The sequence below is a fragment of the Pseudomonas sp. Marseille-Q7302 genome, assembly GCF_965111925.1.
The window spans coordinates 1,234,601-1,255,268 of record NZ_CBCOPK010000001.1 but is presented as its reverse complement, the minus strand read 5'-3'; the positions used below and the strand labels follow the sequence as shown (position 1 = coordinate 1,255,268).

General features: G+C 65.8%; 22 protein-coding genes and 1 tRNA gene. 10 read left to right on the top strand and 13 right to left on the bottom strand.

Going from position 1 to position 20,668, the window contains the following annotated elements; all coding sequences use genetic code 11:
• Positions 1 to 56: 56 nt before the first annotated feature.
• The 5 genes from ACWPW1_RS05870 to ACWPW1_RS05850 all read right to left on the bottom strand — a co-directional run bounded on the left by ACWPW1_RS05870 (position 57) and on the right by ACWPW1_RS05850 (position 4,473).
• Positions 57 to 947 carry a PA4780 family RIO1-like protein kinase gene (locus ACWPW1_RS05870; RefSeq protein ID WP_059313875.1) on the bottom strand — a complete coding sequence of 297 codons (891 nt, stop codon included), beginning with the start codon at positions 945 to 947 and terminating at the stop codon, positions 57 to 59.
• Positions 948 to 1,097: 150 nt separating this feature from the next.
• Entirely contained in the window at positions 1,098 to 2,030 is a 933-nt protein-coding gene (locus ACWPW1_RS05865; protein WP_454252545.1) for a 5-oxoprolinase subunit C family protein, read from the bottom strand.
• Positions 2,027 to 2,704, bottom strand: coding sequence for a 5-oxoprolinase subunit PxpB (gene pxpB, locus ACWPW1_RS05860; RefSeq protein WP_454252544.1), 678 nt, complete (start codon positions 2,702 to 2,704; stop codon positions 2,027 to 2,029). Before pxpB ends, ACWPW1_RS05865 begins: the two co-directional genes overlap by 4 nt.
• Positions 2,701 to 3,447: a 5-oxoprolinase subunit PxpA gene (locus ACWPW1_RS05855; RefSeq protein ID WP_434775940.1), complete on the bottom strand. Its 747-nt coding sequence runs from the start codon at positions 3,445 to 3,447 to the stop codon at positions 2,701 to 2,703. The genes pxpB and ACWPW1_RS05855 overlap by 4 nt, the downstream gene beginning before the upstream one ends.
• A 105-nt stretch (positions 3,448 to 3,552) precedes the next feature.
• On the bottom strand, positions 3,553 to 4,473 hold the full coding sequence (locus tag ACWPW1_RS05850; RefSeq protein ID WP_059313871.1) for a LysR family transcriptional regulator: 921 nt from the start codon (positions 4,471 to 4,473) through the stop codon (positions 3,553 to 3,555).
• Positions 4,474 to 4,745: 272 nt separating this feature from the next.
• Between ACWPW1_RS05850 and ACWPW1_RS05845 the strand changes: the two genes are divergently transcribed.
• From ACWPW1_RS05845 to ACWPW1_RS05815, 7 genes are all read left to right on the top strand, one after another.
• A complete protein-coding gene (locus tag ACWPW1_RS05845) occupies positions 4,746 to 5,453 on the top strand; it encodes a DUF969 domain-containing protein (protein ID WP_059313870.1) in 708 nt (235 codons plus the stop codon).
• Complete coding sequence (locus ACWPW1_RS05840) at positions 5,450 to 6,400, top strand: DUF979 domain-containing protein (protein WP_434775938.1); 951 nt, start codon at positions 5,450 to 5,452, stop codon at positions 6,398 to 6,400. The genes ACWPW1_RS05845 and ACWPW1_RS05840 overlap by 4 nt, the downstream gene beginning before the upstream one ends.
• A gap of 8 nt (positions 6,401 to 6,408) precedes the next feature.
• Positions 6,409 to 7,047: a pyroglutamyl-peptidase I gene (gene pcp, locus ACWPW1_RS05835; protein WP_454252543.1), complete on the top strand. Its 639-nt coding sequence runs from the start codon at positions 6,409 to 6,411 to the stop codon at positions 7,045 to 7,047.
• Positions 7,048 to 7,128: 81 nt separating this feature from the next.
• Positions 7,129 to 8,481 (top strand): MATE family efflux transporter, encoded by a 1,353-nt coding sequence (locus tag ACWPW1_RS05830; protein WP_454252542.1) that lies wholly within the window; start codon positions 7,129 to 7,131, stop codon positions 8,479 to 8,481.
• 64 nt (positions 8,482 to 8,545) lie between these two features.
• The gene (locus ACWPW1_RS05825; RefSeq protein ID WP_167348556.1) at positions 8,546 to 8,683 is read left to right on the top strand and encodes a hypothetical protein; all 138 of its coding nucleotides are present in this window, start codon (positions 8,546 to 8,548) and stop codon (positions 8,681 to 8,683) included.
• A 120-nt stretch (positions 8,684 to 8,803) separates the two neighbouring features.
• Positions 8,804 to 9,349, top strand: a complete 546-nt coding sequence (locus ACWPW1_RS05820; protein WP_271654089.1) for a hypothetical protein — start codon at positions 8,804 to 8,806, stop codon at positions 9,347 to 9,349.
• A 285-nt stretch (positions 9,350 to 9,634) separates the two neighbouring features.
• Positions 9,635 to 10,675 carry an acyltransferase family protein gene (locus tag ACWPW1_RS05815; RefSeq protein WP_454252541.1) on the top strand — a complete coding sequence of 347 codons (1,041 nt, stop codon included), beginning with the start codon at positions 9,635 to 9,637 and terminating at the stop codon, positions 10,673 to 10,675.
• Between the two features lie 147 nt (positions 10,676 to 10,822).
• Here ACWPW1_RS05815 and ACWPW1_RS05810 read toward each other — a convergent pair whose 3' ends face one another.
• The 6 genes from ACWPW1_RS05810 to queA all read right to left on the bottom strand — a co-directional run bounded on the left by ACWPW1_RS05810 (position 10,823) and on the right by queA (position 16,921).
• Positions 10,823 to 11,350 (bottom strand): glycine zipper 2TM domain-containing protein, encoded by a 528-nt coding sequence (locus tag ACWPW1_RS05810; protein ID WP_454252540.1) that lies wholly within the window; start codon positions 11,348 to 11,350, stop codon positions 10,823 to 10,825.
• 57 nt (positions 11,351 to 11,407) lie between these two features.
• The gene (gene secF, locus ACWPW1_RS05805) at positions 11,408 to 12,313 is read right to left on the bottom strand and encodes a protein translocase subunit SecF (RefSeq protein ID WP_454252539.1); all 906 of its coding nucleotides are present in this window, start codon (positions 12,311 to 12,313) and stop codon (positions 11,408 to 11,410) included.
• Between the two features lie 10 nt (positions 12,314 to 12,323).
• On the bottom strand, positions 12,324 to 14,192 hold the full coding sequence (secD, locus tag ACWPW1_RS05800) for a protein translocase subunit SecD (protein ID WP_454252538.1): 1,869 nt from the start codon (positions 14,190 to 14,192) through the stop codon (positions 12,324 to 12,326).
• 64 nt (positions 14,193 to 14,256) lie between these two features.
• Positions 14,257 to 14,601, bottom strand: coding sequence for a preprotein translocase subunit YajC (yajC, locus tag ACWPW1_RS05795; RefSeq protein WP_007162951.1), 345 nt, complete (start codon positions 14,599 to 14,601; stop codon positions 14,257 to 14,259).
• Between the two features lie 147 nt (positions 14,602 to 14,748).
• Positions 14,749 to 15,867, bottom strand: coding sequence for a tRNA guanosine(34) transglycosylase Tgt (gene tgt / locus ACWPW1_RS05790; protein WP_271655908.1), 1,119 nt, complete (start codon positions 15,865 to 15,867; stop codon positions 14,749 to 14,751).
• A gap of 10 nt (positions 15,868 to 15,877) precedes the next feature.
• A complete protein-coding gene (gene queA, locus ACWPW1_RS05785) occupies positions 15,878 to 16,921 on the bottom strand; it encodes a tRNA preQ1(34) S-adenosylmethionine ribosyltransferase-isomerase QueA (RefSeq protein ID WP_454252537.1) in 1,044 nt (347 codons plus the stop codon).
• Positions 16,922 to 17,027: 106 nt separating this feature from the next.
• Here queA and ACWPW1_RS05780 point away from each other — a divergent pair.
• The 3 genes from ACWPW1_RS05780 (at position 17,028) to ACWPW1_RS05770 (ending at position 18,355) form a co-directional block, all read left to right on the top strand.
• Positions 17,028 to 17,112, top strand: a tRNA-Leu gene (locus ACWPW1_RS05780).
• 355 nt (positions 17,113 to 17,467) lie between these two features.
• Positions 17,468 to 17,935 (top strand): hypothetical protein, encoded by a 468-nt coding sequence (locus ACWPW1_RS05775; RefSeq protein ID WP_454252536.1) that lies wholly within the window; start codon positions 17,468 to 17,470, stop codon positions 17,933 to 17,935.
• 99 nt (positions 17,936 to 18,034) lie between these two features.
• Positions 18,035 to 18,355 (top strand): hypothetical protein, encoded by a 321-nt coding sequence (locus tag ACWPW1_RS05770; RefSeq protein ID WP_059313858.1) that lies wholly within the window; start codon positions 18,035 to 18,037, stop codon positions 18,353 to 18,355.
• A gap of 19 nt (positions 18,356 to 18,374) precedes the next feature.
• Here the strand turns inward: ACWPW1_RS05770 and lptG are convergent, their stop codons facing one another.
• Together lptG and lptF are read right to left on the bottom strand one after the other, a co-directional pair.
• Entirely contained in the window at positions 18,375 to 19,436 is a 1,062-nt protein-coding gene (lptG, locus tag ACWPW1_RS05765) for an LPS export ABC transporter permease LptG (RefSeq protein WP_059313857.1), read from the bottom strand.
• Complete coding sequence (gene lptF, locus ACWPW1_RS05760) at positions 19,433 to 20,545, bottom strand: LPS export ABC transporter permease LptF (RefSeq protein ID WP_059313856.1); 1,113 nt, start codon at positions 20,543 to 20,545, stop codon at positions 19,433 to 19,435. Before lptF ends, lptG begins: the two co-directional genes overlap by 4 nt.
• Positions 20,546 to 20,668 lie beyond the last annotated feature (123 nt).

Here is a 20,668-nt window from a genome sequence, read left to right as displayed (position 1 = left end):
CGCCCGACCACTGGGGCCGTTCGTCTCATCGCAGCGCTAATCGTTCTGCTTCACGATCAGCTTAGCCAGGGCGGTGGCGGCTCTTCGCGCACGCTCGGCTCGTCCTGTTCGCGACGCGCCGCCTGGCGGCGCTCTTCGTCACGCCGCGCTGCCTCGATCTCGCGCATCACTGCATGGACGTCGGCCTGGTCTTCACGCTCGGCGAATTCGCCAGTCAGGCGCGTGTTGGCGAACAACTCGCCCTTCTCGAACAGGGCCCACATCTCCGGCGCATAGCGGGTGGTGCGCAACTCAGGGGCGAAGCGACCGAAGTACAGCGCCATGTTCTCCACGTCCCGCGCCAGAAGACGGAAGGCGTGGTTGTTGCCAGCGGCATCCACCGCCTGGGGCAGGTCGATGATGACCGGGCCATCCTCGGCCAGCAGCACGTTGAATTCGGAAAGGTCGCCGTGGACCAGCCCGGCGCAGAGCATGCGCACGATCTGGCCAATCATCAGGTCGTGATAGCGCAGAGCTTCCTCGGCGGTGAGGGTCACGTCGTTGAGACGGGGCGCGGCCTCGCCATTACCGTCGGTGACCAGGTCCATCAGCAGCACGCCGTCGAGGAAGTCGTGGGGCTTGGGTACCCGGACCCCGGCATCGGCCAGGCGATAGAGCGCCGTCACCTCGGCGTTCTGCCAATTGTCCTCGCGCTCGCGGCGACCGAACTTGGAGCCCTTGGCCATGGCGCGATTTTCCCGGCTGCCACGCACCTTACGCCCCTCCTGGTATTCGGCGGCCTGACGGAAGCTGCGCTTGTCAGCCTCCTTGTAGACCTTGGCGCAGCGCACCTGGCTGCCGCAGCGCACCACGTAGACCGCCGCCTCCTTGCCACTCATCAGGGGCCGTATCACCTCATCGACCAAGCCGTCCTCGATCAGCGGCTCGATGCGTTTGGGAGTTTTCATCGCCGGTTCCAGCTCCTTCTTGTCGGTCGTCACAGGGGGACGTGTGAGGCAAGTTTCAAGCCAGACGCCGAGAAAGGGAAGTCGGCGTCGCCCCTGAGCGTGCGACTCATCGAAGCGGACAAGATTCCTCGGCCGTGACCGGCTGCGCCTTCAACCGGAGAAAAACGCGAGAAAACGGCGCCATTCGTCCTGGGCGACGGCCAGTTCCACCGGGGCGAAACGCACCTCGTGGTGGGCCGGGCACTGGGCCAGGCGCGAAAGGTCCAGGGGATGGATGAAGCCCAGCAGTGGGTAACCGCCCATGGTCTGGCGATCGGCCATGAGCACGATGGGCTGGCCATCGGGCGGCACCTGGATGGCACCGGTCACAACCCCCAGCGACCACTGGCGGCGTGGTGGCGCCAGGGGCGTGCGTCCGGCCAGGCGAATGCCCATGCGGTCGGACTGCGGGCTGATCCGCCACGGTTGATCGCAGAGCGCCTGCTGCGCCGCCGGACCGAAGGCCTCGGCGTCACCGCCAAAGATCACCCTCAGCGTTGGCACCTCGCGATAGTCCGGCACGAAGCGCGCCGCCGGCCCACAACCGCGCGCATGCAGTTCGGTCACGGCGGCGCAGGCCAGCTGCTGCCCCGCCACCAGCGAGGCACCATTGCCATCCGGACCGCCCAGGCCTTCGCGTCTGTTGCTGGCCATGCTGCCCAGGGTCGCAGGCGCCTGAAAGCCTCCGCCGGCCGCAGCCAGATAGGCACGCTGCCCGGCCTGGGCGAATCCCAGCCGCAGGCGCATGCCGGCTCTTACTGGAAAACACGACCAGGGCGGCAGGGGCTCATCCTCCAGGCGGGCTTCCAAAGGCGCGCCGGTCAGCGCCAGCCAGGTGTCGGTCTCGATCTCGAATTCGGCACCGCCCAGAGCGATCTCCAGCAGCGGCGCCGTCATCGGATTTTCCACCAGGCGATTGGCCCAACGCGCGGCATGACCGTCCATGGGCCCTGAAGGGGCCACGCCCAGGTGCTGCCAGCCCTGGCGTCCGAGATCCTGCAACAGGGTCAGGGGACCGGGCTTGATGACCTTGAGACCGCTCATGGCTGACCTCCCTGGGCACGAAAGGCGGCTTCGTCGACCGGCACGAAGCGCACCCGGTCTCCTGGCGCCAGGAGGCACGGCGGCTCGGCCCGGGCATCGAAGACGGTCCACAGGCAACGGCCGATGAGATTCCAGCCCCCGGGCGAAGCCTGGGGATAGACGGCGGTCTGTCGTTCGGCGATGGCCAGGCTGCCGGCGGGTACGGCGGTACGGGGCGTACTGCGCCGGGGCAGGGCCAGGCGCTCATCCAGCTCACCGAGAAAGGCGAAACCAGGCATGAAGCCGATGGCGCCTACCTGATAGTCACGACCACAGTGCCGGGCGATGACCTCGGCCTCGCTCAGGCCACAGCGCTCGGCCACCTCGGCGAGGTCCGGGCCGGCATAGAGGGTCGGTACCTCGTGCAGGCGCCCGCCCTCGCCCGCCTGCGCAGCGCCCGGCCAGTCGGCCAGCAAGGGTTCGAGGCCGGCCTGTACCTCGGCCAAGGTCAGCTGCAGGGGATCGTAGTGCACCAGCAGACTGGTCCAGCCCGCTACCAGATCGGTCACCGCCGCGCCGAAACGCTGGCGAATCCGCTCGCCCAGGCGCGCGATGTGCGAGGGCAGTTCGGTATCGGGGTGCTCGGCCAGTTCGAGCAGCAGCGCCGCGACGCCAAAGGGCTTGAAGGTGATCATAGGGCGTCCAGCGCCGCGCGCAGCCGACGCAGCACTGCCAGGGACTCGGCATTGTCGCCATGCACGCAGAGGCTGTCGGCCTGCAACCGCATGGGTTGGCCGTCGAAACCGGGGAAGTCCTCACCGCAGGCGATGGCGATGGCTTGGGCCAGGATGCGCTCGGGGTCATGGTGAACGGCGCCAACCTGGCCACGTGGCGCCAGGGAGCCGTCGGCCAGATAGGCGCGGTCGGCGAAGGCCTCCAGCAGCAGTGGTACGCCAGCGACTTCCGCCAGCCGACGCTCGCGGGCGTTGTCGGCCTTGGCCAGCACCATCAGCGGCAGTCCCTGGCGATAACGGGCGCAGGCGGAGAGCGCGGCGGTCAGCAGGGCATCATCCTTGACCAGGGCGTTGTAGAGGGCGCCATGGGGCTTCACGTACTCGACGCGTACGCCTGCGGCGCGGCAGAAGGCGTCCAGGGCGCCGATCTGGTAGAGGATCATGGCTTCCACCTCGGCCGGGGTGCAGGCCATGGGCCGGCGCCCGAAGCCCACCAGGTCGGGATAGGCCGGATGGGCACCGATCTGCACGCCATTGGCCACCGCCAGGGTGACGGCGCGCTGCATGATCAGGGGATCGGCGGCATGGAAGCCGCAAGCCAGATTGGCCTGGTCGACCAGGGGAATGGCATGGGCATCGTCGCCCATGGACCAGGCACCGTAGCTTTCACCGGAATCGCAATTGAGCAGCAGGCGAGCGGGCATGACAGGATCCTCTGAGGAAGAGCTTCGAGTGTCGGAAAGACGGGGCGCCGCTGTCCAACAAAAGATTCCAGGCGCTGGCGATAAGAAGGCGTTGAAACATCCGGGCTAGACCAGCACCGGCAAGGCACGCTCCGGGCCCAGGCGCGTACACCAGTCGGCCACCACCGTCTGGCTCAGGGCCACCACCGCCTCGCTCAGCGCCAGGCCGGCACCGCCGTGCCAGCTGGCCTGAACATCGAAGGGCGGCGGTCCGGCCAGCGGCACAGGCATCAGGCTGCCACGGGCCAACTCCTCTATCACCAGTGCCGGCGGCAGGGCGCCGATGCCGAAGCCCTCGCCCATCAGCTTGATGATGGCCGCCACCGAATTGATGCAGCAGACCCGCGGTTCGGCGATGCCCTCGCGCTGCAGCAGGCCGAGGATGTCCTGGTGCGGCCTGGAATGGCGGGAAAAGGTGATCAGCCGCTCGCCGGCCAGCTCGGCCAGATTGGCGTAGGGCCGCGCCAGATGGCTGTCGGTGGCGACCAGCCAGCGCACCGGATAGCTGGCCAGGTGCAGGTTGCGAATGCCTTCGGCGCGCAATAGATCGGTCTGGAAGATCAGGTCGAGCTGTCCCCGCGCCAGCTGCTCGGCCAGATTCAGCGCGGTATCGGCGGTCAGCTCCAGCTCGATGGCCGGATAGCTCTGGGTGACCGCGGCGATCAGCTGATCCAGCCAACTGTGGATCACGGTATCCATGACGCCGATGCGCAGGCGGCCCTCCAGGGTCTGACCATGACCCAGGGCCTCGTGCAGTTCACGCTGGGTCGCCAGCATCCGCTCGGCGTAGCCCAGCACCCGATGCCCCTCGGCGGTCAGACTCACGCCGCGGGAGTCGCGCAGGAACAGTTGCACGCCCAGTTCGCTTTCCAGCACGGCGATGCGACTGGAGATGGCGGCCTGGGTGGTGGAGAGCTTTTCTGCCGTCAGTCGGAAACTGCCCAGGCGGGCGACCCAGACGAAGGTATCGAGAAAGCGCAGGTTCATGGGGACCTCGACAAGGCTATCCCGTCACTTTACCCCCACCAGCGGGCTTGTCTGCCCCGCTTTTCCCTATCGGCGGCGAACAGTTTTATTTGCTGGACGCCAGCTCCACCGACGGCAAAAGATGCCAGCCGGCGCCACGCCAAATGACGTCCGACAACAATAACGAGCCGTGCCACGGGCACTGCCTGGATCAGCCGAAGCCGCCTGCGGCTTCCTACCGTCCGCCGCACCGTCTGCCCGGAGCGCGGTGGATCCGCTGGAGACATCCACCTATGCAAACCACCGTCAACCTCTGGCCGCTGCTGGGCGTGCTGGTCATCGTGGTCGGCTTCGTGCTGAGGTTCAATCCGCTATTGGTCGTCGCCCTGGCCGCCGTGGCCACCGGCCTGGCCGCCCAGTTCAGCCCCGAGGCGCTGCTCGCCGCCATCGGCACCGGCTTCATCAAGGCGCGGGCCCTGCCGCTGATCATCCTGCTACCCCTGGCGGTGATCGGCCTGCTCGAACGCCACGGCCTGCGCCTGCACGCGCAGAACTGGATCGCCCGCTTTCGCAACGCCACCGTCGGCCGCCTGCTGATCTTCTACCTGTTCGTCCGCGAGACCACCGCCGCCCTGGGCCTTACCAGCCTCGGCGGCCATCCGCAGATGGTCCGGCCGCTACTCGCGCCCATGGCCGAAGGCACCGCGGAGAAACGCCATGGCCGCCTGCCCGAAGCCCTGCGCCAGCGCCTGCTGGCCTTTTGCGCGGCGACCGACAACGTCGGGCTGTTCTTTGGCGAAGACATCTTCGTCGCCTTTGGCGCCATCGCCCTGATGCACACCTTCCTGCTGGGTGCCGGCCTCGATGTCGAACCCCTGCACATCGCCCTCTGGGGCATTCCCACGGCCCTCTGCGCCTTTTTCATCCACGCCCTGCGCCTGCACCGCTTCGACCGCCAGCTCTATCGCGAGCTGACCGCGGCCAAGGAGGTGCAGCCATGATCCTGTCGATCCAATACCTGTTCTGGCTGGCCGGCGCCATCCTGGCCCTGACCGCGGTCATGACCCTGGCCGACCGCCACCACCCCAAGCGCTGGACCAGTGGCCTGTTCTGGGGCCTGTTCAGCCTGGTCTTCCTCATCGGCGATCGCCTGCCACCGGCCTGGGTCGGCGCCGGCGTGCTGCTGATGGCGGTGCTGGCCGGCTGCGGTGCGGTGGGCAGCGGACACCACGAGAGCCGTCCCGAGCGGGAGACGCGCGCCAGCGCCGGGCGGCTGGGCAATCGCCTGTTCATTCCAGCCCTGGCCATTCCCGTGGTGACGGTGATCGGCAGCGTGCTGCTCAAGGACGTGCAGATTGCCGGCCTGCCGCTGCTCGACCCGAAGAACGTCACCTTCGTCTCCCTGGGTCTGGGCGCCCTGGTGGCCCTGGCGCTGGCCTGCTGGCTGACCCGTGACACTCCGATCCAGGCGATGCGCGAGTCGCGCCGCCTGACCGATGCCCTGGGCTGGTCGCTGGTGCTGCCCCAGGCCCTGGCCATGCTCGGTCTGGTATTCACCGATGCCGGCGTCGGCAAGGCGGTGGCGCACCTGGCCACCGCCTATGTGGCCCTCGACCTGCGCCTGGTGGCGGTGGTGGTCTATGTAGTGGGTATGGCCGCCTTCACCGTCATCATGGGCAACGGCTTCGCCGCCTTCCCGGTGATGACCGGCGGCATCGGGGTGCCGGTGCTGGTAGGTGTCTACCACGCCGATCCGGCGGTGATGGCCGCCATCGGCATGTTCTCCGGCTACTGCGGCACCCTGATGACGCCCATGGCGGCCAACTTCAACATCGTCCCGGCCGCCCTGCTGGAACTCGATGACAAGAACGCCGTGATCAAGGCCCAGATCCCCACGGCACTGGCGGTGCTGGCCTGCAACGTGGTGCTGCTCTATCTGCTGATGTGAGGTATCCCATGACCCTGCTGCTCACCGGCTTCGCCCCCTTTGGCGGCGAGGATCTCAACCCCTCCTGGGAGGCCGTGCGCCGGCTTGATGGAGAACGCCTCGGCGACCTGACCGTAGTGGCGGCTCAGCTGCCGACCGAATTCGGCACTGCGCTCAAGATGCTGGATGACCTGCTCGATCACCATCGTCCCACCCTGGTGGTAGCGGTCGGCCAGGCTGGCGGGCGGGCCGAGCTGTCGCTGGAACGCATCGCCATCAATGTCGACGATGCCCGCATCCCTGACAACGCCGGGCGCCAGCTCATCGACGAACCAGTGGTGGCCGGCGGTCCGGCCGCCTACTTCAGTACCCTGCCGATCAAGGCCATGGTCCATGCCCTGCGCGCCGCCGGCATTCCCGCGGCGGTGTCCCAGACCGCGGGCACCTTCGTCTGCAACCATGTCTTCTACGGCCTGCAGCATCGGTTGCAGGGCACCGGAGTGCGCGGCGGCTTCATCCATATCCCCTATCTGCCGGCCCAGGCCGCCGCACAGCCCGGGGCGCCGTCCATGGCCCTGGAGACCCTGGTCGCCGGGCTGCGCCTGGCGCTGACCTGCGCGGCGACCACTGGCGAGGACCTGCGCGAGGGCGGCGGGCAGCTGGACTAGCGTCAGCCTGGCATTCAGGCGGAGGACCGGCCGCGCCGGCTGGCTTACAATGCCTCCTCCGCCGCCGCTGCGATCAGCCCAATGTCCACCCTGCTTGCCGACTGGCGCCACCCCCTGCTGCACCGGCGCGTCTGGGCGCTGGCCGCGCCGATGATCCTGTCCAATCTCAGCGTACCGCTGGTGACCCTGGTCGATAGCGCCATCGCCGGCCATCTGCCGGAAGCCCGCCAGCTCGCCGCGGTGGCCATGGGCGGCGCCTTCTACACCGCCCTGCTCGGCATTCTTGGTTTTCTGCGCATGGGCACCACCGGCTTCGCCGCCCAGGCCAGCGGGCGCCGCGACGGCGCCGCCCTGCGCCAGATCCTCTTGCAAGCCGGCCTGTTGGGGCTGGGCCTGTCACTGGCCCTGCTACTGGCGGCCAGCCTGGCGCTCGATCCCCTGCTCGCCTGGCTCGGCCTGGACCCCGCCTTCGCCGAACTGGCCGCGCGCTTCCTGCACCTGCGGCTGCTCGGCCTGCCCGCGGCGCTGCTCAGTTACGCCGTGATCGGCTGGCTGCTCGGTACCCAGGATGCACGCACGCCGCTGGTGCTGCTGCTCACCACCAATGCCCTGAATCTGCTGCTGGTGACCGGCTTCGTGCTCGGCCTCGGCAGCGGGGTGCAAGGCATCGCCCTGGCCTCGGTCCTGGCGGAGTGGAGCGGCATGCTGCTCGGCCTCTGGCTGGTGGTGCGCCGCCTGCGGCGGTGGCCGGGCCGGATCGACCGCCAGGCCCTGCGGCGCCTCGTCAACTGGCGCCCCCTGCTGGCCGTCAATCGCGACATCTTCATCCGCTCCCTGGCCCTGCAGGCGGTGTTCCTGCTGTTCGCTGCCCAGGGCGCCCAGCTGGGCGAGACCACCGTCGCGGTCAACGCCCTGCTGCTCAACGGCCTGCTGGTCACCGCCTTCGCCCTCGACGGCCTCGCCCATGCCGTGGAGGCCCTGGCCGGCCATGCCCTGGGCGCGCACGAAGGCGCCACCCTGCGCCGGGTGCTGGTGATCGCCGGCGGCTGGTCGCTGCTGGCGAGCCTCGGCTTCGCCCTGGCCTTCGCCCTCTGTGGCGACCTCTTCGTCGCCGTGCAGAGCGACATCGCTGCGGTTCGCCAGGAAGCGCACGCCTATCTGCCCTATCTCGCCGTGCTGCCCTTGATCGCCATGGCCAGTTATCTACTGGACGGCCTCTTCATCGGCGCCACTCGCGCCCGGGAGATGCGCAATGCCATGCTGCTGGCCCTGCTCCTCGCCCTGCCACTCGGCTGGCTGCTGCGCGGCTGGGGCAATCACGGTCTGTGGCTGGCCTTTCTCACCTTCATGGCCCTGCGTGGACTGATTTCCGCCCTCCTCGCCTGGCGCCTGGCCCGGCGCGAGGGTTGGCTCACCGATGGCGTCAACGCCTGATCCTGCGGAACCGCCGGGTCGGCGCCCCCCTCAAAGTCGGACACCCCCTGCCGAGAGCGCTGCCATGAGCGAAGACACCCGAGACCAGGAACCCCAGGACACCCCCGCCGAAGGCGACGACGTACCCGAGCACCAGAAGCCGGAGAACCTGGAAAAGCTCAAGGACTACGGCAAGGACCAGATTCCGCCCGGCATCGCCTGACGCCAACCCTGAACCCCTCGACAAAAGCCGTCGACAGCGGTGGCAAAGCCCCGGCGGAGCTTCTAGCATCCGTCGGGTTGAATGGGCCCCAGGGCCTTCGTGAAGGGAATCCAGATCACCATGACCGTCAGGTCCTACCTGTCGCCTCTCCTTGCGCCCCTGTTGGCGCTGCTGGTGCTGTTCCCGGCGCTGGCCCAGGCCGTGGATGGCTATGCGGGCATCGCCTTCGGCACCGACCAGAAAACCTTTCTGGCGAAAAAGCTCTGTACCTTCCAGCCGCGCAAGATCGACGTAGTCGGCGTCGAGTATTTCGAATGCAATGACCTCGCCTTCGCTGGTGAAAAGGTCGAGGCTGGCGCCTTCTTCATCGATGGCCGCTTCCTGCGCCTGTCGATCGTCACGCCCCTGGCCCAGTCCTTTCTGATCGCCGAAGGACTCACTCAAAAGTATGGCAAACCCTCCTCCCAGTCGTCGGCCGCCGCCTTCGAGCGCCTGAACCAGGACGACGACGCCCAGGCCTATCTGGCCTTCGATCACGACACCGTGGTCTACAAGTTCAGCGCCCAGGCGGCACGCAGGAAACAGGTCCTGCTGATCTATACCTCGCCGCGCTACGAGCCCCTGCTCAAGGAGAAGCAGCTGCAGTTCGTCAAAGATTCCCTCTAAACATCCGGTTACAGTTCGTCGGACAATTGCCTGCCGAGCGGTGAAAGTGTCGCCCCGTTCACGCCTGCTCGGAAACAAGCCATGAACAATGGCAGATAGCCATGGTCAGAACGCGGGCAAGGAGCCCCATCCTGTCACCGGCTACTTACGGACGTCGTTCCTTCGGGAGTCCTACCATGACCGAACCTGTCGCGATGCGCGCCCCGGCGTCGCAACGCTCACGCTTTCGTTTGCCCCAGCGCTTGGCTCCAGCTGCACAGGTTCTCTTCTGAAAAGGATCATTCAATGAACACTCGCAATCTCTGGGTCGACTATGCCAAGGCCATTGGCATCGTGCTGGTCGTCTATGGCCATGTCGTGCGTGGCCTGCTCAACGCGGGCATCCTTCAGGACGCCCAATTCCACGGCCTGGTGGACAGCGTCATCTACAGCTTCCACATGCCGCTGTTCTTCTTCCTCTCCGGCCTCTTCTTCTACAGCTCCTTCGTCAAGCGCGGTACCGGCGGCCTGCTGGTGAACAAGATCGACACCATCGTCTATCCCTTCCTGGTCTGGTCACTGCTGCAGGGTTCGGTCGAGGCGCTGATGTCGCGCTACACCAACGGCGGCGTGAGCTTCAGCGAAGTCCTGACGGTCTGGGAGCCACGCCAGCAGTTCTGGTTCCTCTATGCGCTGTTCCTGGTGTTCTGCCTGGCCATGCTCGCCTATCGCTGGGCCAAGCCGCTGGCCTTCTTTGCCGTGTTCGCCTTTGGCGCCCTCGTCTATCTGTTCCAGAACGCCGGCCCGGAAGACTTCTTCTTTACCTTCACCGCGCAGAACTTCGTGTTTTTCGCCTTCGGTGTCTGGTTCAACAACTTCAAGCAGGCCATCGAAGAGCAGGCCGGTCGCGTGATGCTGGGTTCGGGGCTGCTGTTCGTGGTGCTCGAGTACTGGTTCCACGGCCTGCTGGGCCTGGTCTACACCGATCGCGGCCTGGCCACCCTGGTGCTGGCGCTGAACGGCATCGTCTTCGTCAGCGCCACCTGCATGGTGTTGGCGCAGCGGCCGCTGCAGTGGGTGCTGACCCTGGGTGCGCTGTCCATGCCCATCTATGTGATGCACGTACTGAGCGGCAGCGGCGCCCGCATCGTCCTGAGCAAGGGCCTGCACATCAACGACGGTCTGCTGCACATCGTCGCCGGCTGCGCCTTCGGCATCCTGGTGCCGGTGGCCATCGCCAAGCTGCTGGAAGCCCGCGGCATCAACGGTCTGTTCGAGGCGCCGGCGTGGATGTCCGCCCGGCGGTGGCTTCGGCCCAAAGCTGAAACGCCCCGCCCCGCCCTCTGAGTGACGGCCACGGCCAGGGCGCCTCGCCCTGGTCGGATCTGAAGGATCCGCTCTCGTCCCAGTGAAGTCCCAACAAAAAGCCCGCTACCAGTCACCTGGTAGCGGGCTTTTTTGGCTGAAGCCCTGGGCCTCAGCCGCTAACGCGGATCACTGGCTGGCCAGCACCTGGCCGTTCTTCACTTCCAGTTGCTTGCCTGGCTCATGGTCCATGCGGACCTGGCCGAGCTTGCCGTCCAGCAGGTATTTGACGTCATAGCCGACCACCTTGTCGCTGCTGTCGGTCACCGTGCTGCAGCGGGTCTGGGTGGTGGTGTAGGTGTCGCGGTTCTGCATGTATTCCTGACCCTTGTTGCCGGCATAACCACCGCCAACGGCGCCAGCGATGGTGGCCAGGGTCTTGCCGCTGCCGTTACCAACCTGGTTGCCCAGCAGACCGCCGACGACCGCGCCTACGGCGGTACCGGCAATCTGGTGCTGGTCCTGAACGGGCCGGCGATGCGTCACCGCGACCTCCTTGCAGACCTCGCGGGGGGTCTTGACCGTTTCCTTGACCGGCTGGACGGCGACGACCTCGGCGTACTGAGGCCCGCGGTCGACGAAGCCGTACGCCACGGCGCCACCCGCGGTGGCGACGATTGCTCCCAGAACCGTACCTACGAGCATGGACTTGTTCACTACAACCTCCTGACTACTGTCATAGCGGGCATATGGCCCTTTGCCATGCCTGGGACATCAGGGACGTTCGTCTAGTTCCTTGGCTTGTGGAGGAATTAAGTCTTCGCTCTTCAGGTCCAGCCAGATCAGCACCACGTTGGCGATATAGATCGACGAGTAGGTACCGGCCAGCACGCCGATGAACAGCGCCAGGGAGAAGCCGAACAGGTTGTCACCGCCAAAGAACAGCAGCGCCGCCACGGCCAGCAGGGTCGAGATCGAGGTCGCCAGGGTCCGCAGCAGGGTCTGGGTGGTCGAGACGTTGATGTTCTCGATCAGGTCGGCCTTGCGCAGCACCCGGAAGTTTTCCCGGACCCGGTCGAACACCACGATGGTGTCGTTGAGCGAGTAGCCGATGATGGCCAGGACCGCCGCCAGAACCGTCAGATCGAAGGTGATCTGGAAGAACGACAGCAGACCCAGGGTCACCACCACGTCGTGAACCAGCGAAATGATAGCGCCCACCGCGAACTTCCACTGGAAGCGGAAAGCCACGTAGAGCAGCACGCCGCCCAGGGCCAGCAGCATGCCCAGGCCACCCTGGTCACGCAGTTCCGCCCCCACCTGCGGACCGACGAACTCGGTACGGGTCAGGGAAAAGCGCTCGGTGCTCGCCTGTTGCAGTGCGCTGGTCACCTTCTGGCCCAGCTGGGGATCGTCACCCGGCATCCGTACCAGCACGTCGGTGGTGGCGCCGAAACTCTGCACCACGGCCTCTCCGAAGCCTGCGCCCTGCAATTCCTGACGGATCTTGCCGAGGTCGGCCGGCTGCTCGTAGCGCAGCTCGATCAGAGTACCGCCGGTGAAATCCAGGCCGAAGTTCAACCCCTTGTAGAACCAGCTGAACAACGCCAGAACGGTCAGGAGCGCGGTGATGGCGAACGCGATATTGCGTACGCCCATGAAGTTGATGGTCTTTTTCATCGCCGCGTCCTCAAATCCACAGCTTCTTGACGTTCCGGCCGCCATAAACCAGGTTGACCATGGCGCGGGTCACGAAGATGGCGGTGAACAGGGAGGTGAAGATACCCAGCGACATGGTCACGGCGAAGCCCTTGACCGGCCCGGTGCCCATGGCGAACAGGATGGCGCCCACCAGCAGGGTCGTCAGGTTGGAGTCGACGATCGCCGTGAAGGCACGACTGAAGCCCTCATGGATGGCGCGCTGGATCGGCATGCCGTTGGCGATCTCTTCACGGATCCGCGAGAAGATCAGTACGTTGGCGTCCACCGCCTGGCCCATGGTCAAAACGATACCGGCGATACCCGGCAAGGTCAGGGTGGCATGCAGGATGGACATCAAGGCCATCAGCAATACCATGTTGAAGCCCAGCGCAATGGTCGCCAGCACCCCGAAGAAGCGGTAGATGGCGATCAGGAACAGCGAGACGAAGACCATGCCCCACAGCGAGGCATCGATGCCCTTGGCGATGTTGTCGGCGCCCAGGCTCGGGCCGAGGGTGCGTTCTTCGGCGAAGTACATGGGCGCGGCCAGGCCGCCGGCGCGCAGCAGCAGCGCCAGTTCCGACGCCTCGCCCGAGCCGTTCAGGCCAGTGATGCGGAAGCTGTTGCCCAGAGCCGACTGGATGGTCGCCAGGCTGATGATGCGCCGCTCTTCTTCGAAGCCGGGCACCGCCACTTCCTTCTGCACGCCATCGACGGTCTGGGTGGTGTAGCGAGTGACCGGACGCTGCTCGATGAACACCACGGCCATGCTGCGGCCGACGTTGCTTCGGGTAGCGCGGTTGATCAGATCGCCACCATGGCCATCCAGGCGGATGTTGACCTGGGGCCGGCCGTTCTCGTCGAAGCTGGCCGAGGCGTCGGTGACCTGGTCACCGGTGATGATGACGTTACGCTCCAGGGGTACCGCAGGACGACCGGGCTCGCGGAACTCGAAGCTCTCGGTGGAAGCACGCGGTGTGTCCGCAGTGGCGGCCAGGCGGAATTCCAGGTTGGCGGTCTTGCCGAGGATGCGCTTGGCTTCGGCGGTGTCCTGCACGCCCGGCAGCTCGACCACGATGCGGTCGGCGCCCTGGCGCTGTACCAGCGGCTCAGCCACGCCCAGTTCGTTGACCCGGTTGCGCACCGTGGTCAGGTTCTGGGTGACGGCATAGTTGCGGATCTCGCGCAGCTTGGCCTCGGTCAGTTGCAGGCGCAGCACCTGCAGGTCGCCCCGGGTGTCGGTGGTCAGCTCGAAATCGGTGTAGTTCTTGCGGATCAGGCCCTGGGCCTGCTGCAGGTCGGCGGCATCGGTGAAGCCGAGCTGCAGGGCGCCGTTCTGCTCGGGCATGCTGCGATAGCGCACCTTCTCGCGGCGCAGCAGGGTCTTGACCTCGTTGTCATAGACCTTCAGGCGCGCGTCCACGGCCTTGTCCATGTCCACTGCCAGCAGGAAATGCACCCCGCCGGAGAGGTCCAGGCCCAGTTTCATGGGGCTGGCGCCAAGCTTGCGCAACCACTGCGGGGTGGTGGGCGCCAGGTTCAGCGCCACCACGAAGTCGTCGCCGAGGGTACGACGGACCACTTCCTGGGCCGGCAGCTGATCGTCGGCGCGCATCAGGCGGATGAGCACCCGGCTGCCGTTCGCATTGAGATCACTGGACTTCACGGCCAGATGAGCCTCGGCCAGGGCGGCGTTCACACGCTGCACCTCGGCCGGCGTCACCGTACGTTCGGTGCTGGAAGCGCTGACCTGCACGGCCGGATCGTCGGGGTACAGATTAGGAACCGAATAGATGGCGCCCACGACCAGTACGGCCAGGATCAGCAGGTACTTCCAGAGGGGATATTTGTTGAGCATGACACCGCCCGAGATAAAGGCGGGGCGCCTTGCGCGCCCCGGTGTTAGCTAGATTTAGGAAGGCTCAGAGGGCCTTCAGGGTGCCCTTCGGCAGGGTCGCGGCAATGGCGCCCTTCTGGAATTTCAGCTCGACGTTGTCGGACACTTCCAGCACCACGAACTCATCGGTGACCTTGTTGATGCGGCCGGCGATGCCACCGGTGGTCACCACTTCGTCACCCTTCTGCAGGCCGCCGATCAGGTTCTTGTGATCCTTGGTGCGCTTGGCCTGGGGGCGCCAGATCAGGAAATAGAAGATCACCACGAAGCCGATCAGGAAGATGAACTGAATGTATTCACCTCCCGGTGCAGCGTTGGCGGCCGGCGCGGCAGCTTCCTGGGCCTGGGCCGTGGAAATCAGAAAACTCATTGCACTACTCCTTGCAGAGTTGGATGACGGAAAAAGAAGAGATGCCGGGGGTCGCTCGCAGCCGGTCCGACCGCTTCAGGACCCCATTCGCGAAGCCGGCGGACGACGCGCAAACGCCGTTTCGCCTTGACGATCGGACAGGGGCTTTCAGCTGTCGAGCGGCGGCGTAGGCAGGCCGCGCCGAGCATAGAAGGCGTCCACAAAGTCGGCCAATTTACCCTCTTGGATAGCCTGGCGCAAACCGGCCATCACCCGCTGGTAGTACCGCAGGTTGTGGATCGTATTCAGCATACTCCCCAGCATTTCCCCGCATTTATCCAGATGGTGCAGATAGGCACGGGAGAAATGTTTGCAGGTGTAACAGTCGCAGGTGGGATCCAGCGGCGTCTCGTCGTGACGGTGCACGGCGTTGCGCAGCTTGAGCACACCGGTGTCGATGAACAGATGGCCGTTGCGCGCGTTGCGGGTAGGCATCACGCAGTCGAACATGTCGACGCCACGGCGCACGCCCTCCACCAGGTCTTCCGGCTTGCCCACGCCCATCAAGTAGCGCGGCTTGTCCGCCGGCAGGTGCGGCGGCAGGAAGTCCAGCACGCGAATCATCTCTTCCTTGGGCTCGCCTACCGACAGGCCGCCGATGGCGTAGCCGTCGAAGCCGATCTGCTCCAGCCCGTCCAGGGATCTCAGGCGCAACTCTTCGTGCATGCCGCCCTGGACGATGCCGAACAGCGCCGAGGGGTTGTCGCCGTGGGCTTCGCGGGAGCGCTTGGCCCAGCGCAGCGACAGCTCCATGGAGCGGCGCGCGGTGTCGAAGTCCGCCGGATAAGGGGTGCATTCGTCGAAGATCATCACGATGTCCGAGCCCAGGGCGCGCTGCACGGCCATGGATTCCTCGGGCCCCATGAACACCTTGGCGCCGTCCACCGGCGAAGCGAAGTAGACGCCCTCCTCCTTGATCTTGCGCAGCGCGCCCAGGCTGAACACCTGGAAGCCGCCGGAATCGGTGAGGATCGGCCCCTGCCACTGCATGAAGTCGTGCAGGTCGCCGTGGCGCTGGATCACCTCGGTCCCGGGCCGCAGCCAGAGATGGAAGGTGTTGCCGAGGATGATCTGGGCACCGATGTCGGCGACGCTGTCGGGAAACATGCCCTTGACCGTGCCATAGGTACCGACCGGCATGAAGGCCGGGGTCTCGACCACGCCACGGGGAAAGGTCAGGCGACCGCGACGGGCCTTGCCTTCGGTGGCCAGCAATTCGAAATTCATGAAACTCATATCAGCTCTCCGGGCCCTGGGCCCCGGGATTGCGGGTGATGAACATGGCGTCGCCATAACTGAAGAAGCGATAGCCCTCGGCCACGGCCGTCGCATAGGCGGCCATGGTCTCGCGGTAACCGGCAAAGGCCGACACCAGCATCAGCAGGGTCGATTCGGGCAGGTGGAAGTTGGTCACCAGCGCATCGACGACATGGAAGGGGCGACCGGGATAGAGAAAGATGTCCGTCTCGCCGGAGAAGGCCTTGAGCTGGCCATCGCGGGCGGCGCTTTCCAGCGAACGCACGCTGGTGGTACCGACCGCGATCACCCGACCGCCACGGGCGCGGCAGGCGGCCACGGCATCCACGACGGCCTGGTCGACCTGCAGCCACTCGCGGTGCATGTGGTGGTCTTCGATGCGCTCGACCCGCACCGGCTGGAAGGTGCCGGCACCGACGTGCAGGGTGACGAAGGCGGTCGCCACGCCCTTGGCGCGGATGGCGTCCAGCAGCGGCTCGTCGAAGTGCAGCCCGGCGGTGGGCGCGGCCACCGCGCCGGCATTGCGCGCATAGACGGTCTGGTAGCGCTCGCGATCCTCGGCCTCGTCGGGCCGATCGATATAGGGCGGCAGCGGCATGTGCCCGACCCGCTCCAGCAGCGGCAGCACGGGCTCGGCGAATTTCAGTTCGAACAGCGCCTCGTGACGCGCCACCATCTCGGCCTCGGCGCCACCGTCGATGAGGATGCGGCTGCCCGGCTTGGGCGACTTGCTGGAACGCACATGGGCCAGCACCCGCTCCTCGTCCAGCACCCGCTCCACCAGGATCTCCAGCTTGCCGCCACTGGCCTTCTGGCCGAACAGCCGCGCGGGTATCACCCGGGTGTCGTTGAACACCATCAGGTCGCCCGGCTGCAGATAGCCCAGCAGATCGCCGAAGTGGCGATGATTCAGCTCACCGGTGGGACCGTCGAGCACCAGCAACCGACTGCCGCGGCGCTCGGCCAGCGGATGACGGGCGATGAGAGATTCGGGAAGGTCGAAATGGAAGTCGGCGACGTGCATGGCAGGTAGATCTCGAAAGGCCGCACAGCTTACCGGAAGCGGCCTTTTTCACCAACGCACTTTGGATTGACCGGACCTGCGACCATCCCTATACTCCGCCGCCATTGCCCCGGTGGCGGAACCGGTAGACGCGGCGGATTCAAAATCCGTTTCCGAAAGGAGTGGGAGTTCGAGTCTCCCCCGGGGCACCAAGCAGCATCTTCCAGGCATCCCTTGCGATTCTTGGAAGCCGAAAAAACCGCCCTTGAGGCGGTTTTTTTGTGCCCTCAAAAAGCACCATTGAGATTTTCGTCGACCCCATGGGCGTCACGCCAGGCGTCGTCACAGCGAGGGACACCTCATGAGACTGCTGCTTTTAGCCTTCACTCTACTTCTGACCGGCTGCAACCACTACAGCTATGCCGACCCCGTGTGCGAGCCCAGCCCTCTGAGTGGCGAGGACTGCAAGAAGTCTCAACCGGTTGGCAACTACCTGGTGGACAAGTATCGGGAATGGCAACGTTACCAGTAGGCTGCCATTTGCCTGAGATTCGCCGAGATCAGACCATGCGCCGCTCCCCTGTCCTGTTACTCGCCCTGCTGCTGACCCTGGGCGGCTGCGCCGTGCAGCAACCAGCCAATCCAGCTGACGCAGGTACTGAGCTGAGCCGCTCGCCCAGCTGGACCCTGCAGGCCCGGTTGCACAGCGCGCTCTATGGCTGCGAATTGCTGGTGTTGCATGGCAACAACGCTCGCCTAGCAGGCGAGCAGGAGCGCCTGGCGGACTTTCGTCAGCGGCTGAGCCGCTGTCAGGCTGAGGCTGATGCTCAGGAGGAGAAGGCTACCGGTGAGTTGCCTGCAGGCCAGGATCGGCTGCTGCGCAATGCGCAGAAGGCCTATCTGGCCGCCTGGCAGACCTATCTGGCGACGCTGACCATCGATCATCCAGCCGACCTGCAGCGCAAACAGTCATATCTCAAGGCGCGATCGATGTTGCTGGACGTGGCGACGAAAGAAGCGGGTAATCGTCCCTAGCCTGGAGGACGACCACTGAGCCAGCTGACAATCGGCAGCTGAATCCGCAGGGCAAAGCGTGCAATAGTAAGACTTCGATATGGACGCGAGATCTTGCACATGGAAACGCTCTCCCCCCTTTCCCAGGTGGCGGTCAAGGACCTGGAAACAGCCCAGCCTCCGACCCGCCTCTCCCCCGACTTCATCGAGCGCCTGCTTTCACGTTGCGAGACGCGCATGGGCGAGATGGAAGACTTTGCCGACATGAGTCCGGATCTGCGACTGATCCACATGCAGAACGTCGATCTGCTAGTGCGGACCGTGGTGGGCGAATGCCGTGATCGCGACCAGATCCGTCGCGTGCAACGGATCCTGAGCTTTTGCGAGGAGCACGCCGGCTGGCTGCAGCTGCAGCCAGTGGCACGCAAGGGCGCCGCCTGAGCGACGCCGCCGACGGGCCCTAGCCGGCCCGTCGCAGCAACAGCACCCCAGCCACGGCGCAGAGCAGCGCCGGTGCCAGCACGGCCAGCAGCGGCGAAAAGCCGAATACCAGGCTGGACGGTCCCAGCAGGTCCTGGAAGATCCGCAGGGCGAAGCCGATGATCACGCCGGTGAAGATCCGCTGACCCAGGGTCACCGAGCGCAGCGGGCCGAAGATGAAGGAGATCGCCATCAGCACCAGGGCGGCGGTCACCAGCGGCTGGAAGATCTTCGACCAGAACGCCAGCCAGTAGCTCTTGTTGCTTAGGCCCTGATCGGCCAGGTAGTGGATGTACCACCACAGTCCGGAGATCGACAGCGCATCCGGCTCCATGATCACGGTGTCGAGCACCTGCGGGGTCAGCTCGACGTTCCAGATCACCTTGGGCTCCTGGCGGACGCTGGTCTGGCGATTGCCGAAGTCGGTGATGCTGACGTTTTCCAGCTCCCAGTGATCGCCGCGATAGATACCGCGCTGGGCGAAGCTGGATTGCAGCAGGTGGCGATTGTCGTCGAATTCGTAGCGCGTCACGCCCAGGAGCAGGCCATTGGGTTGCACGGCGTTGACGTGGGTGTACTCGTGGCCCTGGCGATGCCAGAGGCCGTGCCGCGAGCTCTGCGCCTTGCCGGCGCTTTGCGCCAGGGCGCGACCGCTCTGGGCCAGGTTCTCCGACCAGGGCGCCACGTACTCGCCGACCAGGATGCCGGCGATGAGCAGCACGAACATCGGCTTCATCACCGCCCAGACGATGCGCCCCAGGGAAACGCCGGCGGCGCGCATCACGATCAGCTCGCTGCTGCTGGCCAGGGTGCCCAGGCCGATCAGGCAGCCGATGAGCGCAGCCATGGGCAGCATCTCGTAGGCCCGCCGCGGCGTGGTGAGCAGGACGAACTTGAGGGCCTCGGCGACGCCGTAGTTGTCATCGAAGTCGCCGAGCTGGTCGATGAAGGCGAACAGCAGGGCCAGACCGACGATCACGCCTAGCACCGCGAGGATGCTGACGAAGACGGTGCGACCTATGTACCAGTCGAGCTTGTTCATGCCGCTACCTCCGGCTTGCGACCGCGCAGACGCGCCGTGAGCGGTTCCCAGAAGGCCAGCAGCAGGCCCAGCACCAGGAACAGCAGGTGCACGCCCCACAGACCGATGGCCGGCGGCAGGCGGCCCTTGTCCAGGGCACCACGAGCGGCGATCAGCAGCGACAGGTAGGCCATGTACAGCAGGATCGCCGGCAACAGCTTGAGGAAGCGGCCCTGGCGCGGATTGACCTTGGACAGGGGCACGGCGATGAGGGTCACGACGAACACCAGGATCGGCAGCGACAGCCGCCATTGCAGCTCGCCGCGATACTGCAGCTCGTTGCTGCGCATGAGTTCGCCGGTGGTGACGGCGTCACGCTCGCTGATGTCTTCACTCACCTCCGGCTTGGGCAGCAGGACGCCATAGGTGTCGTACTGCACCGCACGGTAGTCGGCCTGGCCCGGCACGCCGTCGTAGCGGAAACCGTTCTGCAGGATCAGGTAGCGACTGCCATCGGGATGGATTTCCTGACGCCCGGTATCGGCTACTAGCACGCCTACGCCGCGGTCCTTGCCGCCCGCGGCGGAGGTGTTGCGCTCGGAAATGAAGACACCGCCCAGTTGGCTGCGATCCGCCGACAGGCGCTCGGTGTAGGTGACCCGCGAGTTGTCCCTCAAGGATTGGAAGCGTCCCGGCTCAAGGGTGTCGAACTCGGTCATGGCATCCTGCTGGTTGAGGATGCTGGTGACCTTCTGCACGCCCAGGGGCGCCAGCGACAGGCTCAGCCAGGCGACCACCAGGGCGACCACCGCCGCGGGGGCCATGCTGTAGGCCAGCAGGCGGCGCGGGCTCAGGCCGGTGGCGGTGAGCACGGTCATCTCGCTGTCCAGGTACAGCCGGCCGTAGGCCAGCAGGAAACCGAGGAACAGGCCCAGCGGCAGGATCAACTGCAGGAAGCCGGGAATCCGGTAGGCCATGATGAGCAGGAGCACGCCCGGATCCAGCAGGCCCTGGGCCGCCTGGGCCAGGTACTTGATGAAACGGCCGCTCATGATGATCACCAGCAGCACGGCACTGACCGCACCGAGGGTGGTGAGAACTTCTCGAGACAGATAGCGGAAGACGATCAAACAGGATTCTCCAGGGTTGTCAGGCTCTGGCGCGAACGCTCACACTAGCTCGGTTGCAAGGCTGGCGTCGCAAGGCCCACCCGTTGAAGGCCGATCGCCGGGAAAGGTCCTGGCGAAAGCCCC